The 19,801-nt window shown below is 34.3% G+C and carries 13 protein-coding genes and 1 pseudogene; 2 read left to right on the top strand and 12 right to left on the bottom strand.

The features are described from left to right. Positions 1-134: 134 nt before the first annotated feature. The 8 genes from OZP09_RS04905 to truA form a co-directional block, all read right to left on the bottom strand. Positions 135-719 (bottom strand): NUMOD4 domain-containing protein, encoded by a 585-nt coding sequence (locus tag OZP09_RS04905; RefSeq protein ID WP_281310392.1) that lies wholly within the window; start codon positions 717-719, stop codon positions 135-137. A gap of 220 nt (positions 720-939) precedes the next feature. Next, positions 940-1,704 (bottom strand): LytR/AlgR family response regulator transcription factor, encoded by a 765-nt coding sequence (locus OZP09_RS04900; protein ID WP_269236808.1) that lies wholly within the window; start codon positions 1,702-1,704, stop codon positions 940-942. A gap of 178 nt (positions 1,705-1,882) precedes the next feature. After that, on the bottom strand, positions 1,883-3,202 hold the full coding sequence (locus OZP09_RS04895; protein WP_269236807.1) for a RagB/SusD family nutrient uptake outer membrane protein: 1,320 nt from the start codon (positions 3,200-3,202) through the stop codon (positions 1,883-1,885). An 11-nt stretch (positions 3,203-3,213) separates the two neighbouring features. After that, the gene (locus OZP09_RS04890; protein ID WP_281310391.1) at positions 3,214-6,552 is read right to left on the bottom strand and encodes a SusC/RagA family TonB-linked outer membrane protein; all 3,339 of its coding nucleotides are present in this window, start codon (positions 6,550-6,552) and stop codon (positions 3,214-3,216) included. 21 nt (positions 6,553-6,573) lie between these two features. Further along, positions 6,574-9,171 (bottom strand): zinc-dependent metalloprotease, encoded by a 2,598-nt coding sequence (locus tag OZP09_RS04885; RefSeq protein WP_281310390.1) that lies wholly within the window; start codon positions 9,169-9,171, stop codon positions 6,574-6,576. A gap of 79 nt (positions 9,172-9,250) precedes the next feature. After that, a complete protein-coding gene (locus OZP09_RS04880; RefSeq protein WP_269236806.1) occupies positions 9,251-10,831 on the bottom strand; it encodes a histidine kinase in 1,581 nt (526 codons plus the stop codon). Between the two features lie 26 nt (positions 10,832-10,857). Beyond that, positions 10,858-12,612 (bottom strand): ABC transporter ATP-binding protein, encoded by a 1,755-nt coding sequence (locus OZP09_RS04875; protein WP_269236805.1) that lies wholly within the window; start codon positions 12,610-12,612, stop codon positions 10,858-10,860. Between the two features lie 88 nt (positions 12,613-12,700). Next, positions 12,701-13,441: a tRNA pseudouridine(38-40) synthase TruA gene (gene truA / locus OZP09_RS04870; RefSeq protein WP_269236804.1), complete on the bottom strand. Its 741-nt coding sequence runs from the start codon at positions 13,439-13,441 to the stop codon at positions 12,701-12,703. Between the two features lie 369 nt (positions 13,442-13,810). Here truA and OZP09_RS04865 point away from each other — a divergent pair, with 369 nt between their 5' ends. Then, positions 13,811-15,742 carry an SPFH domain-containing protein gene (locus OZP09_RS04865; protein WP_269236803.1) on the top strand — a complete coding sequence of 644 codons (1,932 nt, stop codon included), beginning with the start codon at positions 13,811-13,813 and terminating at the stop codon, positions 15,740-15,742. Positions 15,743-15,871: 129 nt separating this feature from the next. Here the strand turns inward: OZP09_RS04865 and OZP09_RS04860 are convergent. From OZP09_RS04860 to OZP09_RS04850, 3 genes and pseudogenes are all read right to left on the bottom strand, one after another. Further along, a pseudogene (locus tag OZP09_RS04860) lies at positions 15,872-16,704 on the bottom strand (IS3 family transposase). After that, positions 16,704-16,865 (bottom strand): hypothetical protein, encoded by a 162-nt coding sequence (locus OZP09_RS04855; RefSeq protein ID WP_281310389.1) that lies wholly within the window; start codon positions 16,863-16,865, stop codon positions 16,704-16,706. Before OZP09_RS04855 ends, OZP09_RS04860 begins: the two are co-directional and overlap by 1 nt. Positions 16,866-16,931: 66 nt before the next feature. Continuing rightward, positions 16,932-17,231 carry a helix-turn-helix domain-containing protein gene (locus OZP09_RS04850; protein WP_269236801.1) on the bottom strand — a complete coding sequence of 100 codons (300 nt, stop codon included), beginning with the start codon at positions 17,229-17,231 and terminating at the stop codon, positions 16,932-16,934. Between the two features lie 177 nt (positions 17,232-17,408). On the opposite strand from OZP09_RS04850, the gene OZP09_RS04845 reads away from it, so the two are divergent. Then, entirely contained in the window at positions 17,409-17,906 is a 498-nt protein-coding gene (locus OZP09_RS04845; protein WP_269236800.1) for a metallophosphoesterase family protein, read from the top strand. 57 nt (positions 17,907-17,963) lie between these two features. On the opposite strand, the gene OZP09_RS04840 is transcribed toward OZP09_RS04845, so the two are convergent. After that, positions 17,964-19,658: a tetratricopeptide repeat-containing sensor histidine kinase gene (locus OZP09_RS04840; RefSeq protein WP_281310388.1), complete on the bottom strand. Its 1,695-nt coding sequence runs from the start codon at positions 19,656-19,658 to the stop codon at positions 17,964-17,966. Between the last annotated feature and the right edge of the window lie 143 nt (positions 19,659-19,801).

The raw sequence follows: 19,801 nt of genomic DNA, 5'->3' as shown, positions 1-19,801 counted from the left end.
AACTATAAATTGAAATTTTGAAAATAAATCTGAAAAACGAAGTGCTTCCAAAAAAAATAAAGCCTAGGAACTTTACAGCTCTTAGACTTTGTTTAGTGCGGTATCATTAATAATTTACCATTAACAATTGATCATTAAATTTTCACATGTCCCCAGTTTTCCCCGCTGGCAATGCGTCTGATCTGCATTTCGCTTACGCCAAATTGTTTGGCGATCATTTTAAGTCTTGTTTTTTGCTCCGGACGTGCTAATATTTTTTTGATCAGCATTACTTTGGTAGTAGTCAGTTTTCTGCCGTCTGATTTTATATTGTGTTCAATGAGGTTTTTTTTGGCCTGAATAACGTGCGGGCTTTTACGGCTGTGCGCTATCATTTCTTCTCTCGTAGCCCAACGCAGGTTGTTCACATCATCGTTGTTTCGTACATAATCCAGATGAAGGACATAGGTTTGTTCTTCAGATTGTTTCGGAAGAAAATAGTGGGCAACTAATTTGTAGAGAAAAAGGTATTTATTGACAATTTTATCATCTTGTCTGATTTTGAAACGAAACGTGGGATATCCGTCGCTCAGTCCGCCTTTTAAAAGACGTCCGTTTTGTATCTCATCTGTAAAGCTAACTAATCTTCCTTTGTTTGAAATGGCATATCTAAATTGTAAGGACTCATTAATATCTATTTCTTTGAATTCTTCATTTGGATAAAATCTAATCTGTGGCATATTCTTTTGCATTTAATTCTATTATCTCAAAGATACAATTTCAAAGAAAAAAAAGCTATTTGCCTGAATATGAAGTGTGAAATTTATGATTCTTATAACGCTTTTTTAACTTTTACAAAGAATACGGGGCTGTATTTGTGAGTTAAATACAGGAATTAACATAATTAAATGGTTTTTTAGAGATATTTCGGTATGTATTTTAGAAATTAAATGCCTGATTTTATTGGTCGAGCCAGTTTTTAAAATTATTTATTTCTTTTTTACTAATTATAATAGGATCGTTTTCTATAGCGGGAACGGTAAGAATCAATTCGATTTTCTGATTGGAATGTTTTACAACTTCCTTGATAATTTTTCTGCTTACGATATATTTCCGGTTTACTTTAAAGAATAAAAAAGGATCGAGAGCGTGAATTATATCTGTAAGTGTATTATCGTATAAATAACTATTTCCCGATTTAGTATAAATAAACAAATGCTTTCCGGAGGCGGCAAAATAAGTGATTTCTGTTTCATTTATCGAAATCAGTTTATAACCGTAATTCACCAGAAAATGACGTTGTATCTTAGATGTTTCAGGACTTTCTATTGCCACAAGGGACTGCAGGGTTGCATCGGTATTGAAGCTATCTTTGATTTTTTGGAATTTGATTAAGGCTTCTAAGAGTTCCTGCTCTTCAAAAGGTTTTAAAAGATAATCAATCGTAAAATGCTTAAAAACTGAAATAGCATATGAATCGTATGCGGTAATAAAAATAACCGGACAGGAAACCGTGGCTTTCTCGAAAATTTCAAGGCTTTTTCCGTCACCGAGATGAATGTCCATAAAAGCCAGGTCGACATTGTTTTCGTTAAAAAATGCAACAGCTTCTTTTACAGATTTTAAAACGGTAGCCTGAGTTATTGGTAAAACATCCTGCTGCTCTAAAATGGATTGTAAATAACTTGAAGCAAGATGTTCATCTTCAACAATGGCAATTTTCATTCTTTTGAAAGTAAAGTTACTGAAGCTGCAATCCTGAGAAGCTGCTTTTAAATTTTTTGCAAATATATTTAGTTAAGGTTTATAATTATTTAAAGTCGAAATATTTTTATTTATTTTAAATTAACAAAAAAGGCCCAGTTTAAAACTGAGCCCTTTTGCAAAAAACAATAATAGGTAATTATAGATTGGGATTGTTTAATCTCGCGTTTGCCGGGTAAGGAATGGTATAGCGCGGATCGTTTTGGATCAATGTGTAATCATCTCCATTAAATGTGTGGACAATTTGTTTTTGGGAAGTTCTTCTCAAATCAAACCAGCGCTGTCCTTCAACAGCAAACTCACGGTGCCTTTCTTCTAAAATGAAGTTTGTTAAATTTACAGTATTCATAGCATTAACATCACTTTCAAGCTGCGTGTAGGCAGCTGCTGTGTATCTGTTTTTGATGAAACTTAAAACAGTCGCTTTAGCATCAGCAATATTATTCAGCTTTAATGAAGTTTCAGCTTTCGTAAGATATAATTCTGAAGTTCTGAAAGAGCATCTTTGGTCATCGTTGCCCCCTTTTTGAATTCTGTAACGGCTTCCGCTTGCTAAAAAGTAAAGAGGAAAACGTAAATCAGTTGTTTTATTGTATGATGCTATTAAATCCGCTGATGCATATACAGTACCTTTTAGATTGTTGATTAATCCATCCTCAAGGGCTAAGACAGACTCAACAGAAGTGTATTTTGTTGCCAAAGCAGGAGTGGCTTTTAAGTCAATTAATGCATTATTGATTGCTAAAGCTTTTTCTGCAGCGTCAAACGATTTTTGCCATTGCTGCTGATATAAGTAAATGCGGCTTTCAAAAGCGTATAAAGCTGCTTTCGAAAAACGATAATTTTTACCAGTTGGCTGCGTATTTAAATTGATCAGTTCTTCAGCTTTGTTGGTATCTGAAATAATTTGATTGTAAATTACTTCAACACTTTGAGGAACGAAAGCCTGCTCTAAATCAATCTCTAATGCTAATGGTATCCCCTTATCTGTAGCAGCTGTTGCTGCATTGTAATGTTTTCCGAAAAGGTTAACCAAATCAAAGTAAGCCATTGCTCTTAAAGCATAAGCTTCTCCAATTAGTTGGTTTCTTTCTTCTGATACTTCCAATTTTTTAGAAGCTTCATTGATAATAACATTTGTATAAAAAATTACCGTGTAAAGATCCTGATAATGAAAAGTGGTCGTGATACGGTCAGGATTAGCATCCTTCCAGATATAAATATCGCGGTAATAAATTATATCGTCACTAAATTCATTTAAAGCCAATTCATCTGTACGAACTGCTGTTAAAGATTTGTGTTGAGGGTAAGTGTGGTATCCTTTGGTTAAAACCGCACGATATTGATCTAACGTTTCCGGAATAACACGCCCTACCGGTTGGATGTCCAGATAATCATCGCAGCTTGTTACAGCCATCGCAGCAACAAAAAGTAGTATATATTTTGAGATTTTTTTCATCTTTAATTTTATTAGAAAGTTACATTACATCCTAAAGTAAATGACTTAGGAACTGGTTGAGCATAGATGTTTCCGAAAGTTTCCGGGTCAAAATAACCTTTATAGTCAGAACTAATTACGAATAAGTTTCTTGCCTCAACATTAAATCTGATGCTTTGAATATTAAGATAATCTGTAATTGTTTTAGGGAAAGTATATCCTAAACGCATACTACTCAATCTCATATAACTCATTTCACTTGTCCATGTATCTAAATAATTGTAAGTTGTTATTTGATTTTGTCCTGAATACCACAAATAGGCCATGTAAGAATCACCAGTTCCGGAATCTTTACTTGTAATTCCAGGTAAATTAGATGATGTATTGGTTGGAGACCATGCGTCTAAGATATCTCTGCTGTAATTTTGTCCTCTGTCTACGAGTGTTCCGTTGTATGGAGGTGTTTTTGTAACAGTCTGCTTAATGTTGAAAGAAGCAGCTATGGTCAAGTCAAAATTGCTTACTTTAAATGTGTTAGTAATACCACCTGTAAATTTTGGATCTCTGTCTCCTAGATAAGTAAACAAATCTCTAAATTCGCTGGCCGTTAATCTTGATTGCGTAAGTTCTCCCGGGAAAAAGTCAGCAAAAGGATCGAATAATCCAAAAAATGTCTGTGTATTTACTGTTTCTCCATTTTTGTTTACGAATAAAGGATATCCATTCTCGTCAATACCGTTTGTTTTAAATCCGAATACCGCATTTACCGGAAGACCTTCTCTGCTTGGCAGGTAATCGGTGTCACGAACTTCTATACGGTCAACATTACTTTTGTTGTGAGAAAAGTTAATGCTTGTATTCCATTTAAAGTTTGGACGATCAATGTTTTTAGTCGACAAAGTAATCTCGTAACCTTTATTACTTACTTGTGCCCAGTTTAAGTTGCTATATTCAAAACCATTTTCTAAAGGAAGTGCTCTTAATCCTATTAAGTCAGAACTTTTTCTTCCGTATAAATCAGTTACAATGCTGATACGATTATTGAAAAGGCCTATGTCAGCACCAAGGTTAACGTTTTCAGTTTTTTCCCAGCGTAATTTGTCATTAGGCGGACTGTCTATCACAATTACAGGCTCTGTTTGTCCCGGTAGAATTACTGCACTATTATTTCTACCCATTACATAAGGAGAAGTGCCCTTGTCAATGTTACCTTGTAAACCATAAGAAGCACGAAGTCTAAGGTTTGAAAGGGTTAAATTTTCTTTTAAGAAATCTTCTTCAGAAACTGTCCATGAAGCAGATGTTGACCAAAGTGGTAAATATTTATATTTTGGATCTACACCAAATAAATCAGAACCATCATATCTCACACTACCAAATATACTGTACTTTCTGTTATAAGTATAAGCCGCTGTTGCAAAAAATGAAGCAAATGCATTCTCATTTTCATTTTTTACATAGGTTTTATAAATTTCATAGTTAGAAAAATCTGTATTAGGGAATACAATTTGCTGCGTAGTCAAATTATTTTTATCAAAACCAAAACCTTTAGTTGCTACAAATGTTGTGTAGCTTCTTCTTAATTCATTACCCACCATTGCTTCAATTTCATGTTTCTCTGCTAAAGTTTTCTTGTAGTTAACCATTGTTTTCAGGTTATACTGGAAGAAGTCTGTGTTGGAATTTTGAATAATACCGCCTTCAGGAAGGAAATATTTGTAGGTTCCGTTATTAAAGTAACGAGATCCTTCCTTTTGTTTTCTGGTGTAATACGTGTCTTTATCAGCAAATTTTTCGCTTGAAGAATTGTCTAATTGTAAACCTAACTGTGAAGTAACTTTTAGAGCGTCTGTTATTTTATATTCTGCATCAAATAAAGCTTTTACAGCTCTTGATTTTAAATCATAAGACGTGTTTTGTCTTTCTTCCAGAATGTTAAAAGGAACATAACGGTCAGAGTATCCCGCAATATCCTGATCATATTTATAACTGCCATCAGCATTATATGGAGTTAAATATGGGTTTACGTTTCTTGAGTAATTGGCAGGGTTTGTAAATAAATCTGTATCTGTTAAATAGGATGTTGTTTTGTTTTCTGAGCCAAAAATCCCAACACCAACTTTAAATTTGTCTGTTAATTCAAAGTTGTTTTTTAAGGTTAGGTTGTAACGCTTGAAACCAGTTCCAACTGTAGTTCCTTTTTCATCATAGTATCCTACAGAAAAATAGTAGTCTGATTTTTCCCCACCTCCGGATAAACTTAAACCATGCTGTGTATTCACTGCGGTTTGATATAATAGGTTACCCCAGTTTGTATTGTTATTTCTTAAATCATTTATAGATTGCTGAGTTGCCGGGCTTAAAGAAGAGAATCCTCCAGATCTGAAGGCAGCTAATTCGTTAGATCCGTTTAAGATGCGGGAAATATCTCCACCGGTATCCCTGTATGTTAAATCCGCACGGCTTGCCATGTCAAGTTCCAAATCAATTTTTTCAGAAGAATTCATCAAATTTAATTTAGAGAAATCAGGTCTTTGTGTGATAAAGGTATTGGTATTAAAACTTACTACCATTTTACCTGCTCTACCTTTTTTAGTGGTCACAACGATTACTCCATTTGCAGCACGTGCTCCGTAAATAGCAGTTGCAGCAGCATCTTTTAAAATCGTAATATCTTTAATATCATCGGGATTTAAGCCAGAAATAGAATAGTTGCTTAATACGTCTATATTATCTTTATCAAAGTTTTTAGGAACTTCATTTCCTTCTAAAGGCAAACCATCAAGTACCCATAACGGATCTTGTGTGCCGTTAAGAGAAGCAGTACCCCTGATTCTGATTTTTGCTGGTGCTCCAGGAGCTCCTGATGGTGTACTTACAGCAACTCCGGCAATTTGTCCCACTAATAACTGGTCAATACTGGAAACCCCTGTTTGCTGAATTGCAGCCATGTCGATTTTGGTAACCGCAGCAGTAAGTTTTCTTTTCTCAATTTTTTGGTAACCTGTTACTACAACCTCCTGAAGTTTTGCAGTTTCAGATTTCAGGTTAATAGTATAATCTCTCTGTGCAGAAAGCTCTAAGGTATAAGAAACATATCCCATAAAAGTAACTCTCAGGGAAGTTACATTTTTGGCTATTTTTAATTGAAATTTACCATCAAAATCGGTAGTAGTTCCGATAGTTGAACTCTCGATAATTCCCGCCATTGAAGTTTTATTGGAAATCGAATTGTTTTCGACAAAAATTGATGCTCCCGGAATAGGGGATTTATCACTTTCGTCCTGTATTATTCCCGTAATTGTTCGGGTTTCCTGCGAGTATCCTGCGATGGCCAGGAACAGCAGTAAGGCATGTAAAATTTTTTTCATGTTTTTGGAATTGGGTTTGTATTAAAAGGTTGTATTATTCAGGGCTCTTTCGATTCGTTGTATCAAATCGCGGTAGTGGTTTTGGGTCGATTGGTCTCCGGTACTTTTTTTCAGTTTTACTAACTGAAGTACTTTTGTTAATTCTCCTTTTTTATCTGAACTTACTTCTGTAACTCTTTTTAAGAAAGAATTATTAATGTTTCTCGCCATATGTGCATCGTCTAAAGAACATAAATGAGGCATTTGCAATGTTTCTTGTATTTTAATTGCTTTCTTCACATCGGTTTTTTCAAATATTTTGTTTGTCGAAACAATTAATACATCTATATAATTCTTCTGTGTCATACGCTCCAGAATAGTAAGTGATTTGTTTTGGATAGTTCCTGCAAATACATTCTGGTGCATTTTTTTAAACAACTCATTTACGGTAAAAACTTTCTCATCGGTTTTATTTCGCTGATATAATTCATTTTCTGTCATTCGAAGCAAACGATCATCACTGAATAAACTATACATAACATCATATTGCAATCCTCTTGACAGTGTGTATGGCGTGTACTCATAAGGTCCAAAAGGGGAATCTTTCAGCGGATTTGTTTTGTCTGTAATGTCATTGAAAAACAACCACTGCGGAATCGTAAGTACATTTTTAGCTAAATAATCTGCTGCTCTTTTCTGCATGGCTGCAGGAACCGGGACATAGCTTTGTTTGTTATCGCCATGAACAGTTGTGTTTAAGTAAACACCGCCAATATTGGTCAATACATGACCATTGTACGTTTGCCATTGTCCGATAGCTTCAATATACAGTTTACCGGTTTCGTAGTAAGACTGATCTTTATCGTATGTCCATTTTAAGATATTATCTACAACACGTTTTAAGTTTTTCAAACCGTATTCGCTTGCTTTTACAGCATCGTTTCCTAAATCTTCAGACTGTGAACGAGGATCAATTGTAGCGCCTTGTTGTTCACCGTAAAAATAAATCGGGTCGTTTTGATGTTTTGTAATAGCTTCGTTTAGTCTTGCCGTTTCATTTTCGTTTGGACTGTACCATCTGTAACCCCATTCGATTGCATATTTGTCATACTCACCAATTTTTGGGGTAATTACAGTTACGTTATCTTCCGGTTGAGCTACATAATTGTATCGGGCATAGTCCATGATAGAAGGAGCAGTACCGCCCATTTTTGCAGTAAATTCTTTAGAGCGTAAAGATTCAACATCATAAGCGAAAGAAGCACCCATATTGTGTTTTAAACCAAATGTGTGCCCTACCTCGTGAGACGATACAAAACGAATTGCTTCTCCCATGTGCTCATCACTAAATTTGTTTCCTCTTGCTTTCGGGTCGATTGCCCCAGTCTGAATACGCATCCAGCTATGAAGCGAAGTCATAACATTGTGCCACCATATAATATCGGCCTCGATAATTTCACCGCTTCTTGGGTCAACCACTGATGGGCCCATGGCATTCGCTTTTGGAGATGCAGCATACGTAATAACCGAATAACGTACATCATCAACGTCAAAATCTAAATCTTGCTCAGTAGGTTCTTTTGCTGTGATAGCATTTTTAAAACCAGCTCTTTCAAAAGCGGCCTGCCAATCGTGAACTCCATCAATAATGTATTGTCTCCATTGTTTTGGAGTAGACGGATCGATATAGTAAACGATTGGTTTTTTCGGCTCTACTAATTCACCTTTCAAATAACGTTCTTCATCTTCTTTTTTAGGTTCTAAACGCCAGCGTGTAATCAATTCTTTTTCAAGCATTGCCTGCTGTGCATCGGAAAAATACCAATGCTTTTCAGTAAAATAACCTATTCTTTTATCAGAAAAACGGGGTTTCATTGGAGTTTTATCCAATAAAATAATATTACTAGTAACACCCAGGGTAAGCGGTAATGATGGTCCGCCGATGTCGCTGAATGTAGTTGAAAGCTGTGATTTTACAACAATGTTTTTAGGGAAAGATTTTAATCCTTCGATATAGGATAACTCAGATTTTGCAGAACCGCCAAGGCCAATGTTGGTAAAAACATCATTGAAACTTTTTTGTTTTCCGTCAAAAACCTTGTTTACTTTAATAATGACTGCACTCGAATCGTTGTTTTTGGTTTCAATGTCAAAAACTTCAATTATAGATTCAGAGAAATTATCAATTACAGATGCTGTGATGGCATCTTCTTTAGGAGAAGAAACTTTAGGGATATACGATTTAACCCAAACTTTTTTTGCAATAGTATCTTTATAAAAGGAAATGACTTTGTTTTCGTAATTCATTCCTTTGTTTAATCCTGATTCGTTGATTTGAAAAGGAACCTGAGATAATTTGTTTACAACCAGAAATTCTCTTTTAAATAAACTATCCTGAATTTCAAAATAGACATCGGTTTTAACCTGAATGATATTGAATAGTCCTTTTTTAATTGTACCTTTTTTTATAAGGTCAGTGTATTTTTTTCCTTTTTTGGAGTCAGCAGAATCTTTTTTTATGAGTTCCGTTTCTGCGTCTTTTTTCTTTTTCTTTTGTGAAACAACCGTCACAGGAATGAACAATAATAAAATTAATAAACAGAATAATCTTATATGATGCAGGAATGCCTTTTCCTTCATTTGTTGTTAATTTTAGGTTAATTTTAGCGCGAAAATATTTCTTTCGTGCTCAAATAAAAAAGGAAAGGGAGTGAGTGGCTTATTTTTGGGAGTGAATGGATATTAATGGCAGAATGCATACAAAATTGCCGTCTTTTTCTGAAGTTTCAAAATTGGTTCTGGAATAAAAAGTATAAATACTCGATAAGTATTTTAAGCCAAAATTGGCACCAGGTTCGCTGTGTGTCTTTTTTTGGAGATTGTTACTAATAATTACCTGATCTTTCTGGATTATAATTTGAGTGGTTAAAGGATTTTCCTGTGTTGCCATATTGTGCTTGATAGCATTTTCGACCACAACCTGAAATGCCAGATACGGAATAAATTTTTCCAGTGCCGTTTCGTCTTCTATTTTGATAGAAAAAAATAATTCTTCCTTAAAGCGGGTTTGCTGTAAAAAGATATATTTTTCAATAAATAGCAATTCGTCCTTCAACGGAACTATATTCTTTTTTGGAGGATCGATCAGATAACGATAAATACGGGATAAGTTCAATGTAAATTTCTGTGCTGTTTTTACATCGGTTCCAACCAGCATATAAAGAGAATTGAGTGAATTAAATAAAAAATGCGGATTAATCTGCTCCTTTAATTGCTGAAGCTGGATAAGGGCTTTTTCTTTTACAATTTTTTCGTTCTCAACAAGCAGTCTGTTTTTTTCTTTAATGGCGATTCCTTTTTCTCTGTATGCACGTCTGTTTGCATAAGAGAATAAATAGAAAATCAAGAGAAGCATTACAGTTGTGATCGAATAAATCCAGGTTGAATATTTTCTGATTCGATCAGCGTTTTCATTAATAAATATTTTTGGAAAATTGACACATATAAACCAGTGAGAACCTTTAACATCTAGCCTCTTTGTAAACCGAATCACATCTAGTTTTAAATACTCAGACATGGTAACTTTTTTTACATAATCCTGGTTTTTGCTGTAAACAGTATCAAGAGGCCGGATAGAAGAAACTTCGTAAATATTTTTGCCTATAAAAGTGGAATCAGGATGATATAAGCATTTGCCGTTTTGATCAAAAATAAAAGCATAATTATTCCTTGTTTTATCAGCAATAGATAAATAATCGCGGAATTTTTTTAGGCTAATGTCGTAACCAAAACGAACAGTAGTATGATTTTTAGAAATTAGTTTAAAGTAAACCCGCCAGATCCATTCCTTTCTAAACGGAACAATTGTACTTACATGGTCTGCATTTTTATGTTGAAGAACAAAATTTTCAGTATCATTAATTTCTGCCTGGTTAGCAGTAGAATCAGTTTCAAACTGAATTTTTTCATCGTTAATCTGAAACCAGTTATTTACGATCAGAGAATTCATTGTTTGTAGCGAAGACAAAACCTTTAAATTCGTAGACAAATTATCGGGATTGCTAATTTTTAGAACATGTTTTATTCGGTTTTCCTGTTCCAGCAGTTTTGAAAACTCCTGCGACAAGAATTCCTGTCTTTTGAAAAAGTCTTGCTCTGCCAGAATCTCTTTTTCTTTTTCAGTAAGATCAGTAATTAAATTACTAAAAATGTAAACAGAAGAAACGGTAACTAAAATTATGAAGGCAACATATATAAAAAATGCCCGCCTGGAAGTTATTTTTTTTAATCTAAATTTCAAAAGAAGTATATATAAATAGGAGTGTTTTAATTAGCAACCGAAAATTGCGAGTCGTACAGGTTTTTGTAATAACCATCGGTTTTATTGAGTAATTCATGATGGTTTCCTTGTTCTACAATCAAACCTTTGTCCATCACCACAATTTTATCAGCATTAACAATAGTTGCCAGACGGTGGGCAATAACAATTGATGTTCTGCCTTTGGTGATGGTTTCTGTAGCACGCTGAATCAATTCTTCTGAATAAGTATCGATAGAAGAAGTTGCTTCATCCAAAATCAAAATACTAGGATTACTCACATACGAACGTAAAAAAGCAATCAATTGCCGCTGACCAGAAGAAAGCATAACACCACGCTCCTTAACATCAAAATCATAATTATCTGGCAGGTTCATGATAAAATCGTGCACGCCAATTTTTTTGGCAGCCTCAATAACCTGTTCGCGTTTTATTTCAGGATTATGAAGTGTGATATTATTATAAATAGTATCGGCAAACAAAAACACATCCTGTAGAACCACCGCAATTTGTTTTCGCAACGAAGCCAGGGTATAATTTTCTATATTGTGTCCGTCTATAAAAATACTTCCGCTGTTGATTTCGTAAAAACGGTTCAGTAAATTAATAATGGTCGATTTTCCGGCTCCTGTTGATCCAACAATTGCAATCGTCTGACCAGAAGCGACAGACAGATTTATGCCTTTTATAACTTCTTCTTCCGGAATATAACTAAAACGAACGTCCTTAAATTCTATGCTTCCCTGAAAAACGGGTGCCTCAAGGGTTCCCGTGTCCTGAATGTGATCCTGGGTGTCAATAATATCAAAAACACGATTGGCAGAAATCATTCCTAATTGCATCTCATTAAACTTATCGGCAATCTGACGAAGCGGATTAAACAGCATTCCAATAAACATAGTATACGAAAATAAATCCCCGAAAGTTGTAAAGTTATCTCCGTTCAGAATTTTAAATCCGCCAAAAACAACAACCAGTCCTAAAGTGATAGACGAAATAATATCGGCAATCGGAAAAAAGATCGAGTTGTATAAAATCGTTTTAATCCAAGCGACACGATGTTTGTCGTTAATATTTTTAAAGTTTTCTGCTTCGATTTTCTCACGGTTAAAAAGCTGCACGATTTTCATTCCCGTTACACGTTCCTGAACAAAGGAATTCATATTGGCAATCTGTGTACGGACTTCCTCAAAAGCAACCTGCATTTTACGTTGGAAAATCCTCGTAATGTAAACCAGAACCGGCATCGCAACTACCACAATCCAGGTTAGTTTCCAGTTCATATAAAACATAAAAATCAAAACCACCAGCATTTTCATCAAGTCACTTATGATCATAAACAACCCCTGACTGAAAATACGCGCAATCGATTCAATATCCGAAACAGACCGGGTCACCAGCTGGCCAACCGGAACCAAATCAAAATACTTCATTCTGAAACTTAAAATGTGCCTGAAAAGCTTATTCCGAATATCTTTCACAATATCCTGACCCAGCCAGTTTGCCCAAAAAACAAAATAAAACTGAGAGAATACTTCCATAAGCAACACAATTCCCATCAGGATAATGTACATCAACAAGCCGTATTTATCATGTGTTTTAATGTAGCCGTCAACAGTTTGTTTCAGTAAATACGGGCGAAGTGCAGCAAATATCGATAATGACACTGCAAAAAGAATAACGCCATAATAGCGCCATTTATAAGGTTTGGTATATTTTAGGATTCGTTTGAATAATCCGGTGTCAAATGCTTTTGCTTTCATTTATTTTTAGGAGCTTCTTCCTGCTTTTCACTTCAATCTTTTTTGTTTTTAAAGAAAAAACAAAAAAGGATTTCCATTGCAATCAGGGCTATTTTATAATGTAATCGTATTTAATTTCGGTTAAATATAAACCATGTGCCGGAACCGAAAATCCCGCTTTTTCTCTGCTTTTACTGGCAATAATGTTTTCAAAATCTTCCAGCGAAATTTTGTGCAGACCAATATTTACCAAAGTACCGACAATGGCCCGAACCATATTTCTCAAAAAACGGTTTGCCGAAATAGTAAAAATCAGTTTGCTGTTTTCTTTTTTCCAGTACGCCTCAAAAATCGTGCAATCAAATGTAGTGACATCTGTATTTACTTTAGAAAAACATTGAAAATCGGTATGTTTCAATAAAATCTTTGCTGCTTCATTCATTAAATCAATATCTAATTTTTGATTCATATACCAGCTCAAACCTTCCAAAAACGGATTTTTAACCGTATTGATATGATATTCATACGTTCTTTTAGTGGCATCAAACCGGCAATGTGCGTCATCATGAACATGGATAATGTCAAAAACAGCAATATCCTTTGGTAAAAACGAATTGAGTTTATGTACCAAAACCGGAACATCAATAGGGCTTTCAAAATCAAAATGCCCGTACATTTCAGAAGCATGAACACCAGTGTCTGTTCTTCCGGCACCCATTACATTTATCGTAGAATTCAGCAAAACAGAAAGTGATTTATTTAAAGTCTCCTGAATTGACGATGCATTCGGCTGAAATTGCCAGCCATGATAATGTGTTCCGTTATAAGCAAAGTGAATAAAATATCTCAAAGTAAAGGTTCAAAGTGACAAAGTTGCAAAGGTACAAAGTTTTTCCGTAGAGATGTACAGCAGTGCGTCTTTATATATAGGTTTATAAATTGGTTCCTGGATTAAAACACAACAATGTAATTTACAAACGAAACTTCTAGGATCTTACCAGCTTAGAACCTCAAAATTGTTCTTAAAAACGTTAAAAACCAAAATACAAATCATAGTTTACTCTGGTAAAAATCGTGTACTAAAACTCAAATTCCAACGATATAAAATCAGTATTTTTTTAACGTTTTTGGTTTCAAGAAGCCAAAAGTTAAATTTTATAGCTATTGAATTTTAACAGGAAATATTTCTGTTATGTTTGTAGTCTAAATATCAAAAATTATGAATGAAATTACTTCTTACTGGTGGATAATTTTAATCTTATTCTCCATTGTGTTCTACAAATTTATTTTGCGTGTTTTCTTCGGAATGGTAATGGTTCCCGAGGATAGAATTGGTTTAGTAACAAAAAAATTCGTTTTGTTTGGCGCAGACAAGTCATTACCAGATGGTCGTATTATTGCTACAAAAGGTGAAGCAGGTTATCAGGCGCAGACATTAGCTCCGGGTTTGTACTGGGGAATGTGGATCTGGCAATATTCAATCGATATGACCGGATTTACAATAATACCGGAAGGTAAAATCGGACTGGTTTTAAGCAAGGACGGAAAAGAAATTCCAACCGGGCGAATTCTTGCCAGACGAGTAGAAAGCGATAACTTTCAGGATGCCACAGCTTTCTTAAATAATGGAGGGCAAAAAGGGCGTCAGACTGCTTTTATTACCACAGGATCGTATCGTATTAATACATTCTTATTTGAAATTGTAATGGCCGATCAGATCAAGATTTACGAAAATATGATTGGTATTGTAACAGCTCTTGATGGAGAACCAATTCCACAGGGACAAATTGCTGGTAAGTTTGTAAATGATCATAACAATTTTCAGGATTTTGACAAGTTTTTGGAGCACGGTGGAAATCGTGGTTTGCAGCCTCAGGTTATGTTGGCCGGATCGTACTACATTAATACATGGGGAATTTTGATAGAGCAAAACCCAATGACTGATGTGCCCATTGGATATGTTGGGGTTGTTATTTCTTATATTGGAGAAGACGGCCAAGATGTGACGGGAGATACTTTCAAACACGGAAATATTGTTTCTAAAGGACAGCGTGGTGTATGGATGGAGCCATTTGGTCCAGGAAAATACGCTTTAAATAAGTATACCACAAAATTGGAACCCGTTCCCACAACGAATTTAGTATTGAACTGGGCAAATGCCAGAAGTGAATCGCATGATTTGGATAAAAATCTTTCTACTATTACGGTTCGTTCAAAAGATGGTTTCCCATTTAATTTAGACGTGGCACAGATTATTCACGTACCGGCAGCAGAAGCACCAAAAGTAATTGCACGTTTCGGAAGCATGAACAATCTTGTTTCTCAGGTTTTAGAGCCAACAATTGGTAACTATTTTAGAAACTCGGCACAGGACAGTGATGTGATTTCGTTTTTGACAACTAGAAAAGAACGTCAGGAATCGGCTAAAAATCATATTAAATTAGTACTTGACGAATATAATGTAAATGCAGTTGATACTTTGATTGGAGATATTGTTCCGCCAGATTCGCTGATGAAAACGCTAACAGACAGAAAACTGGCTGAAGAAGAGCAAAAAACATATCAGACGCAAAAGATGGCGCAGGAGCAACGTCAGGGTATGGAGAAAGAAACCGCTATTGCAGATATGCAGAAGGAGATTGTACGCGCATCGCAAAGTGTTGAAATTGCACAGCGTACTGCTGATGCAACCGTAAAAAAAGCAGAAGGGGATGCAACCAGTTTAAAACTAAATGTAAATGCCGAGGCTGAAGCTACCAAAATGCGTGCAAATGCCGAAGCCGAAGCGACAAAGGCCAGAGCAGGAGCACAGGCAGAAGCCACAAAACTGAATGCCAGTGCTGAGGCAGAGCGAATCTCAAAAACAGGTTTGGCTGAAGCCGAAAAAATCATGGCGATTGGTAAATCTACCGCAGAAGCCTATCAGCTTCAGGTTAGTGCGATGGGTGGAGACAATTTTACCCGTTATAAAGTAACCGAAGAGATTGGAAAAGGAAATATCAAAGTGATTCCTGATGTTTTAATTTCCGGTAACGGAGGATCTGATGGTTCGATCAGCGGTTTGTTAGGATTAAAACTAATGGAGATGATGGATACCAAAGACACAAAAGATTTGAAAGAAGTTAAAATCCAAAATCCTAAAAAACAATAATTTGTTTTTGGTTACAACGTTGAGGCGCAAAGTCATACGTAGAGACGCACAGCAGTGCGTCTAACCTAAGAGTTATAAAAACCGACCTGCTTTCGTAGACTGCACCTAAAAGTTTAGACAAATTTATAATTAATTTTGATAATGATGAGCTCGATATTGTATCGGGCTCATTTTGTTTAAATTTGACTTGATTCTTTCTCTATTGTAATAGATAATATAATTTTCGATATCTTGTTTTAATTGACTTATAGAACTGTACTTTTTAAGGTAAAACAATTCGGATTTTAATATCCCGAAGAAGTTTTCTATAATCGCATTATCCAGACAATTCCCTTTTCTGGACATACTCTGTACGATTCCTTTTTTTTCAATAAATGCTGGTATTGTTTCATTTGGTATTGCCAGCCTTGATCAGAATGTAAGGTCAAATTAGTATTGTTTGGTATTTTCTTAAATGCTTTTTTTAACATCACGACCACTTGACTAAATACGGGTCGTTCCGCTAGCTCATAACTGATAATTTCTTGGTTGAATAAGTCTATAATAGGCGATAAATATAGTTTTTTCCCTGATACATTAAACTCGGTTATGTCGGTTGCCCATTTTTTATTTGGAGCTTCTGATTTAAAATTGCGTTCCAAAATATTAGGTGCGATTTTGCCCTGTTCCCCTTTATATGATTTATATTTTTTTATTCTAATAATGCTTTTTAGCCCTAATAGCTTCATCAATCTGAAAACTGTTTTATGATTGATAGTTATCCCTTTATTGTTTAATTCGTCGGTAATTCTTCTATAGCCATAACGACCTTTGTGCTTGTGATAAATGGATTTTATAAATTCTTTTATAATTTGATACTTATCCACAGATTTGCTTTGTTTTTCATAGTAGTAAAAACTGCTACGTGCCATATTAGTACGATTCAAAAGTAAATCTAAATCATATAAATGCCTTAATTCCATTATGGCTTGCGCTTTTTGGCTGCTTCTTCGGCTTGAATTAAGGCTTGTAGCTTTTTTAGCAAATCGTTCTCACAGCGCAAGGCTTCAATTTCCAAGAGAAGTTCTTCTTCCCTGGATAATGGCTTGTCTGATTTGCGTTTTTTACGTTTGAAATTGCTCATAGATTTGGGCCTGCCTTTGGGTTTTGGTTGTAATGCTTCAACTCCAAAGTTAGCAAAATCTTTTTGCTATTTTAACAGAATAGCTGCATCGGCAATATTAAACTTCACCGAGGTCTCGCGTAAGGAAAGTGATTCTTTTTTAATGGCTTTTAGAACCTTTAACTTAAAATCAACCGTATAATTATGATTCCTTCTAGGTAATAAGCCGTCTTTGCCGTATGCTTTATAAAAAGCTACCCATTTACGGATATTGGACTCGTCCAAACCCTTCAATCTTGAAACATACACGTTCGAATAATGTTTCTTTAAAACTAATTCTACACATTCTAACTTAAATGCATAATTGAATTTTACTTTTCTGTTCATAAAAAATGCCCCAAATAGTGTCTAACTTTTTGGGGCATGTTCATCGAAGGTCGGTTTTTTTATAATTAAAAAGAATTCGAAAACCTGAAGACAGATGCACTGCTGTGCGTCTCTACAGAAAAAACCTTTGTATCTTTGGTTCTTTAAATCTTTACTAAAATAACATTAAAATTTAGAATGAAAAAAATCCTCCTGCTTTCAGATACGCACAGTCATATTGATGACACAATTCTAAAATATGTTGCGCAGGCTGATGAAGTATGGCATGCAGGAGATATTGGAGATTTGAATGTTACCGACACTATAAAAAAATTAAAACCACTGCGTTGTGTTTATGGTAATATTGATGATGCTCAGGCTCGATTAGAATTTCCGCTCCACAATCGTTTCCTTTGCGAAGAAGTTTCTGTTTGGATTACGCATATAGGAGGATATCCAGGAAAATATAATCCTGCCATTAAAGAAGAAATGCAAAATAATCCCCCAAAATTATTCATTTGTGGTCATTCACATATTTTGAAGGTGATATTTGATAAAAAAAATAATCTGCTGCATATGAATCCGGGAGCAGCGGGCAAAAGCGGCTTTCATCAGGTTCGTACGATGTTACGCTTTGTAATTGAAGGAGATAAAATAAAAGATTTAGAAATCATCGAAATAGATAAAAGAGTTTAAATAGTTAGTGACTCAAAACAAAAATAACTAAGAATTAAAGACTAATGACTAAGAAACTCAATCTCCAAGAGGAACCGTTATTTTAATGGAAGTCCCCTCGTTAATCTTTGATTTCACATCAAATTGTCCATTCAGGTTATTTATTCTGGCTTTTATCTGATTAAGTCCAAATCCTTCAACAAAATTAAAATCATTAATATCAAATCCTTTTCCGTTATCCGTAATTTTGATAACCAAATGTTTATGGTTTTCTGTTTCTGATAATGAAACTTCAGCCCTGGTGGCCTTGCTATGTTTTATAATATTATTCAGTAGTTCAGAAATAATAAAATAGAGTCTGGTTTCAAATTTTTCAGCATATCTTTTTTTACTTGAAATGGTATTCTGATATTCAAAATGCAATGTAGAATTTGAATATTTTTCGCATAAATCATCAAGGGCATATAATAATCCGAAACGAACTAATAAAGTAGGAAGGAGATCATGTGAAAGATCTCTAACTTTATCATGTGTTTCGTCCAGAATAAATTTTGTTTTTATGATTTCATCAGGAACAGTGCTGTTTTGAGATAAAAACACATTCAAATGCATACCTGCAGATGAGAGTGAGGCACTAATGGTGTCGTGCAAAAATAAGGCAACTCTTTTCCGTTCGCTTTCCTGTCCGTCAATACTGGCATTAATGATGTTTTGGTGTATTTTATTCTGAATATTTTTTATTCTGTTTTTTTGTTTCAGTTTTGTATTTTGATAAAAAAAATAAAAAATAATAGTTATAATGAGAAATAAAACAACAATTATACTGAATACTTTTTTATGCCGTGATTGTTCTCTTTGTAATATTTGTTGCTTTTTTTTGTATTGAGCCTCAATTTTATCAACCTCTCTTTTAAATTCGTCCAGCTCAAGATTAACCCCGGCAAGTTTTGTTTTTTTTTGTTTTGCTAAATCAGCAATTTCATTCGTAATGCGATTGAATGCTAATATATTTTCATAAGCCTTTTTATAATCCTTGTTTTTAAATAAAAAAGCAGCATATTTTTGATGGGCTATCGATAAATCAAACTTCTCATCACTGTTATTTCCTAATGCAATTGCCTTCGAGAAATAAAAATTTGCTTTTAGGGTATCATTTTTATGATCATAATAAATTCCATTTAACATATTAAAGGCAACCTGTGTTGATTCATCTCCATGTTGTTTAAATTCATTTATATATTTAAAATATCCTAAACTTTCTTTGAAATTTCCTACTTCAAAATAGGCCCAGGTAATATTAAGTTTTCTAAGGTATATTTTAGCTTTATCAGATGCTTTATTACTGTATTCAAGAGCTTTTTTATAATGAAATATACCTTGATTATATTGCTTTTTTTCAAAAAAACAGATATTAGCTAAATTGTTGTGGATTTTACTTTTTAAAATATTATTTTCTGTTTTATCAATATAATATAAAGCTTTTATATAAAATGGATATGCTTTATCCAGCATAAGCAAGTCATCAAAATTTACTCCAATTAGATTGTAACACCTTGCAATTAGATAATTGTCATTAATAGCAATAGCGTTTTTTAAAGCAGTTCTGGATTGTGTCAATGATTTTTCATAGTCATGTATTTTCCAGTTTTTAGTCGCATCTGTTACTAATTTCTCAATTTCATTTTTAGAGAGAATTTTATTTTGAGAATAAAAATTGCTGCTAAAACAAATTAGTAAAATAAGCGATAGAAAAATAACCCGGATTTGATGCATTTACAATATAGAATTATTTATGTGGTTTGTTTTACAACATTTTGTTTCAAATTTAATAATTAAATTTATTCTTATTAAAAAAAATACATTATTATTGTAATGCAATTAATATCAGGTGTTAAGGTTGAGTTGCTTATGAAGTT

This window comes from Flavobacterium flavigenum (genome assembly GCF_027111255.2).
In the GTDB taxonomy this organism is placed as follows: domain Bacteria; phylum Bacteroidota; class Bacteroidia; order Flavobacteriales; family Flavobacteriaceae; genus Flavobacterium; species Flavobacterium flavigenum.
Note: the sequence above shows the minus strand (reverse complement) of the source record. Positions and strands in the feature narration are given on the sequence as shown.

Excerpts from the sequence above, each read along its gene's own strand:
- OZP09_RS04905 (WP_281310392.1), bottom strand. The coding sequence starts at position 719 with ATGCCACAGATTAGATTTTATCCAAATGAAGAATTCAAAGAAATAGAT.
- OZP09_RS04900 (WP_269236808.1), bottom strand. The coding sequence starts at position 1,704 with ATGAAAATTGCCATTGTTGAAGATGAACATCTTGCTTCAAGTTATTTA.
- OZP09_RS04895 (WP_269236807.1), bottom strand. The coding sequence starts at position 3,202 with ATGAAAAAAATCTCAAAATATATACTACTTTTTGTTGCTGCGATGGCT.
- OZP09_RS04890 (WP_281310391.1), bottom strand. The coding sequence starts at position 6,552 with ATGAAAAAAATTTTACATGCCTTACTGCTGTTCCTGGCCATCGCAGGA.
- OZP09_RS04885 (WP_281310390.1), bottom strand. The coding sequence starts at position 9,171 with ATGAAGGAAAAGGCATTCCTGCATCATATAAGATTATTCTGTTTATTA.
- OZP09_RS04875 (WP_269236805.1), bottom strand. The coding sequence starts at position 12,612 with ATGAAAGCAAAAGCATTTGACACCGGATTATTCAAACGAATCCTAAAA.
- OZP09_RS04865 (WP_269236803.1), top strand. The coding sequence starts at position 13,811 with ATGAATGAAATTACTTCTTACTGGTGGATAATTTTAATCTTATTCTCC.
- OZP09_RS04855 (WP_281310389.1), bottom strand. The coding sequence starts at position 16,865 with ATGAGCAATTTCAAACGTAAAAAACGCAAATCAGACAAGCCATTATCC.
- OZP09_RS04850 (WP_269236801.1), bottom strand. The coding sequence starts at position 17,231 with ATGAACAGAAAAGTAAAATTCAATTATGCATTTAAGTTAGAATGTGTA.
- OZP09_RS04845 (WP_269236800.1), top strand. The coding sequence starts at position 17,409 with ATGAAAAAAATCCTCCTGCTTTCAGATACGCACAGTCATATTGATGAC.
- OZP09_RS04840 (WP_281310388.1), bottom strand. The coding sequence starts at position 19,658 with ATGCATCAAATCCGGGTTATTTTTCTATCGCTTATTTTACTAATTTGT.